The 11,886-nt window shown below is 47.7% G+C and carries 6 protein-coding genes; 2 read left to right on the forward strand and 4 right to left on the reverse strand.

Annotated elements, in window-relative coordinates:
- The 3 genes from QVP67_RS03310 to QVP67_RS03320 all read right to left on the reverse strand — a co-directional run.
- A partial coding sequence (locus tag QVP67_RS03310) for a RagB/SusD family nutrient uptake outer membrane protein (protein WP_288179852.1) occupies nt 1-745 on the reverse strand: 745 nt, incomplete at its 3' end.
- A 34-nt stretch (nt 746-779) separates the two neighbouring features.
- Nucleotides 780-3,938, reverse strand: a complete 3,159-nt coding sequence (locus QVP67_RS03315) for a SusC/RagA family TonB-linked outer membrane protein (RefSeq protein WP_022162137.1) — start codon at nt 3,936-3,938, stop codon at nt 780-782.
- 163 nt (nt 3,939-4,101) lie between these two features.
- Nucleotides 4,102-6,048, reverse strand: coding sequence for a glycoside hydrolase family 97 protein (locus tag QVP67_RS03320; protein WP_022162138.1), 1,947 nt, complete (start codon nt 6,046-6,048; stop codon nt 4,102-4,104).
- Between the two features lie 210 nt (nt 6,049-6,258).
- Here QVP67_RS03320 and QVP67_RS03325 point away from each other — a divergent pair, with 210 nt between their 5' ends.
- Nucleotides 6,259-10,317 (forward strand): hybrid sensor histidine kinase/response regulator transcription factor, encoded by a 4,059-nt coding sequence (locus tag QVP67_RS03325; RefSeq protein WP_022162139.1) that lies wholly within the window; start codon nt 6,259-6,261, stop codon nt 10,315-10,317.
- Between the two features lie 19 nt (nt 10,318-10,336).
- Here the strand turns inward: QVP67_RS03325 and QVP67_RS03330 are convergent, their stop codons facing one another.
- On the reverse strand, nt 10,337-11,020 hold the full coding sequence (locus QVP67_RS03330) for a tetratricopeptide repeat protein (RefSeq protein ID WP_022162140.1): 684 nt from the start codon (nt 11,018-11,020) through the stop codon (nt 10,337-10,339).
- Between the two features lie 350 nt (nt 11,021-11,370).
- On the opposite strand from QVP67_RS03330, the gene QVP67_RS03335 reads away from it, so the two are divergent.
- Nucleotides 11,371-11,886: MATE family efflux transporter (locus QVP67_RS03335; protein ID WP_288179853.1), on the forward strand; the 516-nt coding region annotated here is incomplete at its 3' end.

Below are 11,886 nucleotides of genomic sequence, written 5' to 3' on the forward strand. Positions count from 1 at the left end.
GTGTAGGGAATGAACCGTTCCATAACGGAGAAGCAGCATACAACAGTACACGGGCTTTCAGACACTTGGCGATGGTAGAAGTTGCACGTCCCAGGTCAGCCGTTTCGCGGACGGCGGGAAGTACGGCAGCTGCATCGTCCAGTTTCTGAACAATCCAATCCACACAATAATCGAAGTGGGAACGTCCCGGAATCTCTTCGTTCGTAATGTTCGGATCTACTTTTTCAGGAATAATCGGACACGGACCAAAAGCCTGCAAGACACGGAAATGGTAGTAAGCCTCCAGGAAGTAACACTCAGCCTTATACTGAGCCTTATCCTCCTCGGTCACACCCGTCGGTTGCAGCTCGTCAATCAGACTGAGGAAATGATGAACATAACCAATCCAGTTGTAGCTGGGAGTCCAAATGTTGAAATCGTCCGAAGTCTGACTGCCGCTCCACACTTTATAATAAGAAGGCGATATTGTTCCCCAAGCCATTTGCTGACCGTACATGTCCCAATCCTTCGGGAAGATTACTTCATCGGCCGACAATTCGTAAGCCTTGAAGTCGTAAACCTGACAGCGGGGTACATAACCGTAACAAGTGTACAGGAAGCTTAAGGTAGCAGCCTCATCTTTCATCGTATCGTCGAAGTCGGCCTGTGCAGGCGGAATGACATCCAGATAGTTGCACGAAGTGAGCAGGCAACACGGTATCAGTAAAGCCTGCGTTATATGGGTTATTTTCTTTAGAAGTTTCATATCTTTATATACAATGTAAGTTAAACCAACTTTTTTAGAATGTAAACTGAACACCTAAGTTAAATGTACGTTGCAACGGATAGGAGTTCCAGTCAAGTTCAGGATCCCACAACTTAAAGGGACTGAATACAGCCAGATTATCACCGCTGAAGTAAACACGACACATCGGGAAGCGGTAACCGATTTCGAGTGTCTTAAAGCGCAGGAAGTTACCATTGCGCAACCAGTAAGAGCTAGGCTGAATGTTGTTGTTGATGTCGGCACTTGTGATACCCAGACGCGGATAAGCGGCATTCGGGTTAGGGTTGTCTACCGACCAATGATCATCAGCAATCCACTGCATCAGGTTTCGTTCCAGACTTTCTACGTTCGATCCGTCACCACCACCCGACAAGAAGGGAGCATAACCACTGTTGATCATAATCTTACGTTTAGCCGAACCGTTGAAGAATACTCCGAAATCGAACTTCTTATACGAAACGTTCAGTCCGAAACCGTATTGAATGCGGGGGATTTCATCGTAAGGCGACAACATCACCTGGTCTTCGGTCGTAATCTGTCCGTCGCCGTTCACGTCACGATACTTGATATCACCCGGCATGATGTTGGCACCCAGCTGTGACTGGTCAGCCCAGTTGTCTATTTCCTCCTGACTTGAGAACAAGCCTTCGGCAATGTAACCCGTCTGTACGTTCAGCGGTTTCCCAGTCTTAGTCTGCCATACATACGGATATTCAGGTTCGTCTACATACTTATATTCGTTCTGGTTATAAGTGAAGTTTCCACGGAAATCTACCGTCCAGTCTTTACCGAACTGTTTGGTCCAGTTGACGCTTAATTCCACACCTTGATTCACTACTTCACCAATATTACTCCAAGGTACCGAACCCCAATATCCCAACAGATTAGGCCATGAAGAACGAGCCATCAGAATACGGTCACGAAGGTCGTGGAAATAATCAAATGTGATGTTCACCTGATTCAGAATTGACATATCCACACCGATATCAAACTTCTTTACGTGTTCCCAACCGGCATTTTCAACAGCCAATACATAGAAGGCAGGGCCACTACGGTAAGTTTCGTTAGTAGGCAGACCAGTCCAGAAATTATGTCCGGCACCGATGCTGATGTTATTTTGGTACAAGAAGTGAGGAGCACTTCCGTTAAACTGGTCACTACCTACCAGACCGTAAGATGCTCTGATCTTGAAGTGATTGATATACTGAGAAATCGGTTCCCAGAATTTTTCTGCACTTGCCACCCAACCGATAGAAGCAGCAGGGAAGAACTCGAAACGCTCGCCGGCGGCCAGACGTTCGGAACCGTTGTAACCAAAGTTGAACTCAAACAGATACTTGTTGGCATAGTCGTAAGTCAAACGACCGGAATAACCCTGATTACGGTTAGGCAATACATCACTACGATATTCACGCATCATGTACATCAACATCGCCGACAGGTTATGTTCACCGAAGCTGCGCTTCCAGTCGGCACGAACATCAAAGTAAAATGTCTGATCGGCCGATTTGGTGACTCCGGACTGGCTAACATAGTCAGTACCTGTTTGCAGCAGTTCCAGGTCATAAGTATCTGTAGCCGGATCATAAGAACCATCTTTTACTCTATAATAATAAGGTGTCAGTGAACGGGAATAATAAGACTGAGACCAGTTCTTAAAATTCACCAATGCCTTCACACTCAAACCTTCTGTAATAAAACTCAAATCTTGAGTCAAATTCAGCGAAGTGTTCAATGTGTTATAGTTGGTTTCCTTGAATGAACTCATCATATAAGCATAAGGGTTCGTACCATACACACCCGATTTTACTTCTGCATTACCAAAATAGATGTGCTCATCATCACCGGGGAAATAAGCAGGGAATGAAACGGGATTGGCAGACATAACAGCCTTATACAAATCGGAAGTTGAATAGTTAGGACCTTTTTGGTTACCGATCTGAGCCATCATGCGCAAGTCGACCGTCGTGGTATTGGTCAGCTTATACGAAATATTATTCTGGAAGTTATATTCCCAGTTATTAATGTTCGGATTGTAGTAATAATCAGTCGGAGCATCCAGCAAACCGGTATCGTGATTGGCCTGTAAACTTAAATAATAAGATACACGCGATCCACCACCCTGAACATTGATATTGGCACGCTGGTTATAGTTACCATCCCTGAACAACAGGTCGTACCAGTCCACATCGGGATAGACATACGGATTCGTGCCGTTGGCCGTATTCTGTATCTGCTCTTCCGTATAACGGGGAGAAGTAATGGTTGTAGCACTTCTTGCCTGTGCAGCTTCGTTATAAGTACGCATATAAGTAGCACCGTCGGCAAATTCTACAACATTCATCGGCTTGAAATAAGAAGCTTCCAAAGATACGTTTACCGTAGCTTTCGTATTCTCGGCACCCTTCTTGGTGGTAACCAACATGACACCGTTTGCACCACGGTTACCATAAATAGCTGTAGCCGAAGCATCCTTCAACAAGGAGAAACTCTCGATAGACTCCGCCGGAATACGGTTCAGGTCAGTTGATGAAATTTCCACACCGTCCAACAGAATCAGCGGAGTAGCTACACCACCAAAGGTATTGATACCACGAATATAGAATTCAGAAGCAGATCCCGGCTCACCGCTATTGGTCATCGAAATGATACCCGACAACTTACCGGCCAAAGCATTGGTCAGTGAAGATGACGGAGCCTTCAGAGTAGCACCCTTAACGGTAGTAATAGAACCTGTAACTGATACTTTCTTCTGAGTACCTTGTCCTACAACAACAACTTCGTCCAGCACTTCGTTGTCCGACTCCATTTTAATGGTCATGACACCCAGATCGCCAACAACCAGTTCTTGCGATTTATAACCAATATAAGAAACCAAAAGTTCCGATTTGCTGGTAACTTCGATAGAGAACTTACCATCTATATCGGTAATGGTTCCCGTATCCGTTCCTTTCAACCGGATGTTTACACCAATCAACGCTTCACCGGTCGAAGCGTCGACTACAGTACCAAGCAGTGTACGCTTGGGATTTGTCGTACTCTGAGTGACCCCCTGTACGGAAAGATCACCCGAACCAGCAACTGCAACAAGAGGATTACCGCTAATGAAACCAGCACAAAGGAGCAGGCTCATTACCAGTTTTCGATTGTTTTTCATTAGTTCTGAATCCATTTGCTAATAGATTAAAGTTAATATAAAAATTGATATTATTTTGGAATACAAAATTATTCCACAGAGCACGAAAAAGCAACTCGAAATCGTGATTTGGACATATACAAATCATTCAAAATATGTTCTAAACATGCCCTGTAGGCTATTCTGAGCGTTATAAGCTTCATTTTCCGACCAAGACAACGCCTCCTTGCGGAAGAATGTCGAGCTGGACTTTTTTATCAGCTTTTACTTTCAGTGACTCACACATCGGTTGCTGTTTTTTGTCATCCTTGTAGCAAGAAACTGTTTTGCCGGACAACATAGGCAAGTCTACCTTCAGCTTCAACGGCTCTTGGGTGGCATTGATACCAGCCACGTACCACGTATCACCATGACGGCGTGCCAGAACGACATACTTGCCCGGATAACCGTCGATGAAGCGAACTTCGTCCCACGTAGTAGGTATCTGCTTCATAAAGTCGATGCACAGCTGCGGAGCATCGGTCAGGTTGTTGGGAGCCAGTGCAAAGTTCTGGATCGGATTCTGGAACAGTACGGCAGTAGCCAGTTGGAAGACATCGGTCGTGCGACGGGTAGTGCCACCATCGTTACCACGATTCAAACGTTTGTTGAGGAACGTACCGCCAAACTCCATACAGCCCACCGTGTTGCGGATGAACGGATGCAGGCAGGCATTAAACGCCTCGTTGTCGCAGAAGTGTTGGTTGAAAATCAGGTTCTCAGAAGCCAGTACCGCTTCGCTACCCACATAGTTGGGATACATGCGTTCCCATCCGCGTGGCAAAGTACATCCGTGGAAGATAACCATCAGTCCGTGGTCGTCGGCGTCGCTCAATATATCTTCGTACAAGCGCATCGTTTCTTGCTTGTCACCACCAAAGAAGTCCACTTTGATGCCTTTTACGCCCAACTTCTGCATCCAGCTCATCTCCTGCTTACGGATAATGGCATTATCCATTTTGTTGATAGGGCTTTGTTCGATGTCGTTCCAATAACCGCTGGAACTATACCACAAGAAGATTCCTATTCCTTTGCTACGGGCATACTCCACCAGTTTTTCCATCTTCTGATATCCCATATTGTTATCCCACCAACAGTCTACCAATACGTACTCATATCCTAACGCCGCAGCCAAATCGACATATTTCACCTGATCGTCGAAGTTCGAGCTGTCATCCTGCCACAAAATCCAGCTCCACGTACTGCGTCCCATGCGATAATCTTGCTTCGTAGTGTAACGGGGTTCTACTACGTCCCAAGGAACAGTTGTTTCAACGATAGGTTTCAGGCTTTCGCCTACAGTAATCGTACGCCAAGGGGTATTACCTGGTAAAGCAAACGCCGGCTCGACTGTACCATTGCCGTTGTTCTCCTCGGGCATGGGGAACGCTATACGGTATAAGCCGTTCTCGGCATCACTAAGGTGAGAGGCACAATAGCGACTGTCCACACCGGTTTCGCTGACCAATACCCAACCTTCGTCGCCCACACGGAACAGACAGGGGAAAGTATATCCATGGCCATATTGCGAACGCTCGCTCATGGGTACATCTACTTTATATTCTTCTTCGTAACTGGGTTTCGTCCGCTTCCAGCCGATCATGGCATCGCTTTGCGGACACAAGAATGTAGTAGTCTGTTCCGGAAAATGGAAGCCGGTGGCTTCGGACATGATGCGCACACTTCCTGTGCCGTGCTGACGAGGTAAAGAATAACGAAGTGCTACATCATTGTTGCTGACACGAAAGGTGACAGCCATCTGCCTGCCTTCGGCATTCGTCAGATGACAAGTCAGTTCATTAGCTTGATAATGAATGCGCGACGCTTTGATACGCGACTGTTCGTAGACTGTATCAATGGAATGAATCTCGTGACGCTCCAGTTTCAGACCTTTCACAAAACTTCCCATGTTGGTTTCAAGTCCCAAAGGAGAATTCGCCAACATTGTTTTTCCATCGTACACGACCGAATAAGCAAGCCCACCGTCGGTCTGACAGTCAAAAGCAACTTGCAACCTCTGATCCGGTCCGCTTACCGTTATATCCTGAGCGGCAACCGAACAGGCATTCAGCAATAATAATAATGCCAACTGATTTACATTTTTCATGGTAAACTATTTAATTAATTATGAATCGGGGTTAAAAGAAAGAATAAATCATATTCTTCAAATCGGATGCAAATATATCCTACAGCAAACGAATGAGACACTCGAAATCGTGCAATGAATGAATACAAATCGGTCAATGAACGATCCGTATACACGAACTAACGAATTTATTTGTATTTTTGGCTGACTGAACAAGAAGTGCATGTAACAATGAAAAAAGTCTTATTCACCTTATGTATCCTGCTGCCACTTACTGCAACAGCGCAACCTTATATTATAAAACATCTAGGCATCAAGCAAGGATTGTCCAACAACCACGTCGTAAGCATCGCTCAAGATAAAAGGGGCGTATTATGGTTTGCGACGGAAGAAGGATTGAACCAATTTGACGGTGTCAACTTCTCTTCCTATTATAAAGAAGAAAACAACAGCCGACAAAGCCTTGCCGGCAACGAGTTGAACTGTGTACTTGACGATCCTCAGGATTCCATACTCTGGATAGGAACACAACGCAACGGACTGAATGCATACAATTATGCCCAAAACACCTTTACCGTCTACCAGCACGATCCCAACAATCCGGAAAGTCTTATCACAAACGACATAACCCGTATTATAGCTGCCAATGACAGCAATCTCTTCATCAGTACCTATTGGAGCGGCATTGAATATCTGGATAAAAAGACCGGTAAATTCACCCACTACAATTCGCAAACCGTACCCGGCTTTCCCTGTAACGGTATTTGGGCCATTGAGAAAGGAGAAGATGGAATCCTTTATGTCGGCCATGCTGAAAACGGATTCAGTATCTTGTCTACCAAAGAGAAAACTATCAAAAACTTCACCCACGACCCCAACGACGCCAACAGTTTGCCTTCCAACGAAGTAGGAAGCATATGCAGAGACCGCAACGGAAACATCTGGGTAGGAACAGGAAAAGGACTTGCCTTATTCAATCCGGAAGCAGAAAAGTTCATCCGCTTCAACGATAAAGACAAAAACCTTTCGCACCGCATACACGACATAAAACAGCTGAACGACAACCAGCTGTGGATAGCCATGGAGTTCGGTGGAATTGCCATAATGGACCTCTCACAGCACATGTTCCATGCGCCCGATCACAGTAATCTGACAATTATCAAAGAAGAAAACAACGAGTATGGTTTGTCCAAAGCAACCATCCGCTGCCTGTTTCAAGATACATACAACAATGTATGGGCCGGCTCTTACGGCGGGGGAATCAACTTCATCAACCGCAGCCAGCCATTATTCTCCGTATACAAGTATTCTCCTTTCCCTTACACGGATAACCACCTGACCAGTAAAATTGTGTCAAGTGTCTGTGCCGATCGTCAAGGTAATCTATGGATAGGTATGGACGAAGGCGAAATCGACCTGTTCAGAAAGGGGAAACAGGTAGATTGCTATAACAGCCGGAACAAGAATTTGTCCGGTGCACCCATACAGGCATCTCTGTGCGATTCGAAAGGAGGACTATGGTTCGGCCTTTTTTATGGAGGCATCCTCTACTACGATGCACAAATCCGCAACTTCAAACAGATACTTCCGCCTGCACAAAGTCATGTCGATGTCAGAGCTTTCCACGAGGACAAAGAAGGGAATATATGGACCAGCACCAGCGAAGGCATTTACCAGATTGACCGCAATACACACAAGATAAAAGCACACTACGGCTCGACAAACGATCTGGTACGGTGCATTGTAAAGGACTCGGAAGGACAGCTTTGGGTAGGCTACTTCGGAGGCGGGCTAACAATATTTGACGAATCGTTCAATCCCATAGCTTCTTTCAACGTAGCCGGCCAGTTTCCGTCGAACACCCTCAATGCTCTTTACGAAGACAGTAAAGGCCGCATGTGGGCTGCCACCGGCGACGGACTGGTGTGTTTCCCTTCACTGAAAAAGCGGGATTACAAAGTATACAGACGCGAAGACGGACTGGTTAATACACACATTCAGGCCATCAACGAAGACAAAGAGGGCAATATCTGGTTCAGCACCAACAAAGGCATCAGCTGCCTGTGCAACGATGGAGACACCCTGTACAATTACGACCAGCACGATAACCTGCCACTAGGCAACTTCAGCCGTAACTGCACGGCAACCGATTCGGTAGGACGCCTGTACTTCGGCTCCATAGACGGATTGTGCTACTTCAACCCCGAACTGGTATTACAGAAACGTCAGTCGCCACCGGCATTCATCAATTATCTGGTTATCCACGAGCCTAGCGAAAACTTCGAAAACAAGCCTGTCATCATACCCCTAAACGGCAAAAAAAGCATAGAACTGGAACATTGGCAAAGCAGTTTCAGCGTAGCCTTCAACATTCAGAACTATGCCCTGACCGACCAGGTGGAGTATGCCTATATGTTAAAAGGACTCGAAAATGCATGGTACACCGTGACCGACATCCATAACCTGACTTTCCGCAACCTGTCGCCCGGAAAATACAAGTTGCAGATAAGAACACGTATGCGCAATCAGGAATGGGCCGACAACATGACTACGCTGGATATATACATCGCCCCTCCCTTATGGCTTACCTGGTGGGCCAAAACGATTTATTTTGCCTTGGCCATCTCCATTCTGTCGGTGCAGCTTTACATCTACAAGAAAAGGCTGGATGCAGAAACCCTGTATAAACTGGAGAAACAGAACCTGCAACATGAACAGGAACTGAACAACGAACGTCTGCGTTTCTATACCAACATCACTCACGAGTTGCGCACACCGCTCACCCTGATACTGGGACCGCTGGAGGATATGCAAAAGAACAATTCGCTTTCGGCCAAAGATGCTCAGAAACTGAGCGTCATACATCAGAGTGCCATACGCCTGCTCAACCTCATCAACCAGATTCTGGAATTCCGCAAGACCGAAACCCAAAACCGGAAACTATGTGTCTGCCGGGGCAACATTGCCGCACTGGTACACGAAACCGGACTGAAATACAGAGAACTGAACCAAAAGCCAGATGTAGAAATCAAACTGGATATAGAGGAGGAAAACATAACGATGTATTTCGACAAAGAGATGATACAGTCCATATTGGACAATCTCATCTCGAATGCCATCAAATACACCGAAAAGGGCAACATCACCATCGGAATACGTCTCGCCGAGCGTACCGGAATCTGCTACACCGAACTTTGGGTAAGCGATACCGGCTACGGCATTCATCCGGATGCCCTACCCCACATCTTCGAACGCTATTATCAGGAAGGTGGAAAGCACCAGGCATCGGGTACGGGCATCGGACTGGCACTGGTAAAGAACCTCGTCAAACTGCACGAAGGCGAAATCAGCGTCGAAAGCAAACTCAATCAAGGCAGCACGTTCCGCATCAGCTTGCTGACCGATAACTTCTACCCCAACGCCCTGCACACCGATATCCAGCAGAACGATGCAGAGAAAACCACGGAACAGGAGCCGGAACCGAATGCCGACGAACGTCCCATCCTGCTGGTCGTAGAAGACAACCAGGACATCCGCGACTACATTGCCGAATCGTTCAGCGAACACTTCGACGTACGTACGGCTGCCAACGGCAAGGAAGGAAGAGACATTGCGCTGAAAATAATCCCCGACATCATTGTGAGCGACATCATGATGCCCGTGATGGACGGTAACGAAATGTGCCGTGCCCTGAAGAGCGATGTGCGCACCAGCCACATCCCCATCATCCTGCTTACAGCCAAAGACTCGCTGCACGACAAGGAAGAAGGCTATGCCGTGGGTGCCGACTCGTACCTGACCAAACCCTTCAGCGCCAGCCTGCTGCACAGCCGCATCGAGAACCTGATTCAGAACCGCCGCATCCTGTCGGAACACTTCCGCAGCAAGTCGGGTGAGGCGCCAAGCAAGTCGGCTGCTGTCATGGAGTCGCTCAACAAGCTCGACAACGAGTTTATCCATAAAATCAACGAACTGATAGAAGCCCGCCTGTCGTCGGACAAGATAGACGTAGGCTACCTTTCGGACAAGATGTGCATGAGCAGCTCTACCTTGTACCGCAAGATGAAGGCGCTGACCGGTATGTCGGCCAACGAGTACGTACGCAAGATGAAAATGAAATATGCCGAGCAATTCCTGCTCGAAGGGAAATACACCATCTCGGAGATAGCGGCCAAGGTTGGCATCAACAACCTGTTCTACTTCCGCCAGTGCTTTAAGGAAGAGTACGGCGTAATACCGTCCGAATACCTGAAACAGCTGCGCGAAAAGGCCGGAGGCGAGCCATCCTAAGCGTCGCTTCCTCCGTCGCTTAACGGTTCATTTCCAGTTCGATGCTTTTGATTTTCTCCAGCGTCTTTCCGGCCTCGGTCGAGGGGAATAGCTGGAGTACCTTCTGCAAGTAGGTACGGGCTTTGGAATAACTGTTCGAGAAGATGTCCGACAGGCTGTTACGGTAACGGGCATACTGCATCCGCGTAGGCGAAGCTATCTTGCGGTAATCCTCGTTCAGCTTGTTTCGGGCACGCTCGGCCTGAAGGTAAAAATAATTGCCTAGAAAGATGTTGGCCTGAAGGTTCTCGGGATCGAGCGTCATCACTTGTTCGTAAATACGTTTTGCATCGTCCGACTCGCCCCGCATCAACTGTACCTCGGCACACGACACAAGAGTGGGCACATCCTGAGGATGCGCCTGCAACACTTCCCGATAGAAAAGATAGGCTTTATCGTAATTCCTGATTTTTTTGTAACGCACAGCCAGCTCCTGAGCCAGACGAGGAGTCACCGCAGCATTCTTGTTGACGTGGGTCCAGTAGAACATTTCCGTCTGCTCGGCATCGGCTACAGCCGACTGACGGAACAGGCTGACGGCATACTCATCGTTTCCCGAAGCAAGTGCCTCGGCAACCTTCTCCAGCAACACAGCGGCCGACTGGCCAAAGAGTGCCAAGGGGCAGCACAAAACAATAGATAGAAGCAAAGTTAAGGTTTTCATTGATGTAAGATTGATAGATTTATATCCAAGAAAATATTAAAACTAAATAGTACTATCTGACTCCCCTCCTTCAGGAAGGAGGGGTGCCCAACGGGCGGGGTGGTAGGTTTTACGACACGCTGTATATTAACACTTTATGCTTTCACCTACCACCTCCCCCTTCGGGGACTCCTCCTTCCTGAAGGAGGAGAGTTTCTAATGCCTTTGTTTTGACACATTTTCCACCTACAAATGTAGATATTTCCATAACAACAAACAACGCACCGAAGTTGAATTATTGTTAATCTTTCTGTCCGTTTTTTCCTTTTTTCTGTGTACTTTTGCCGCCCAAAGAAAAAAGAGGAATTTTCATGAAGCCCAGAGACCGCCAAATCCTGCAAATCGCCCTGCCGTCCATCGTGTCCAACATCACCGTGCCCCTGCTCGGCCTCATCGACGTAGCCATCGTGGGACACCTCGGTGCACCGGCCTACATCGGCGCCATTGCCGTGGGCGGCATGCTGTTCAACATCATCTACTGGATATTCGGTTTCCTGCGTATGGGCAGCAGCGGCATGACCTCGCAGGCACTGGGACGGCGCGACCTGCCCGAAGTGGTTCGCATCCTGCTCCGCTCCGTAGGCATCGGCATGGCGGTGGCAGCGGTGCTCATCGCCCTGCAAGTGCCCATCCGTCAGGCGGCTTTCCTGCTGATACAGCCCACCGACGAAGTACGCCGGATGGCTACCGTCTATTTTCACATCTGCATTTGGGGAGCTCCCGCCATGCTGGGGCTGTACGGACTGACGGGCTGGTTCATCGGCATGCAGAACTCGCGCACGCCCATGTTTATCGCCATCACGCAAAACGTGGTCAACATCGTGGCC

It is taken from the genome of Bacteroides sp. CAG:633, assembly GCF_000435115.1.
In the GTDB taxonomy this organism is placed as follows: domain Bacteria; phylum Bacteroidota; class Bacteroidia; order Bacteroidales; family Bacteroidaceae; genus Bacteroides; species Bacteroides ndongoniae.

Excerpts from the sequence above, each read along its gene's own strand:
- QVP67_RS03315 (WP_022162137.1), bottom strand. The coding sequence starts at position 3,938 with ATGGATTCAGAACTAATGAAAAACAATCGAAAACTGGTAATGAGCCTG.
- QVP67_RS03320 (WP_022162138.1), bottom strand. The coding sequence starts at position 6,048 with ATGAAAAATGTAAATCAGTTGGCATTATTATTATTGCTGAATGCCTGT.
- QVP67_RS03325 (WP_022162139.1), top strand. The coding sequence starts at position 6,259 with ATGAAAAAAGTCTTATTCACCTTATGTATCCTGCTGCCACTTACTGCA.
- QVP67_RS03330 (WP_022162140.1), bottom strand. The coding sequence starts at position 11,020 with ATGAAAACCTTAACTTTGCTTCTATCTATTGTTTTGTGCTGCCCCTTG.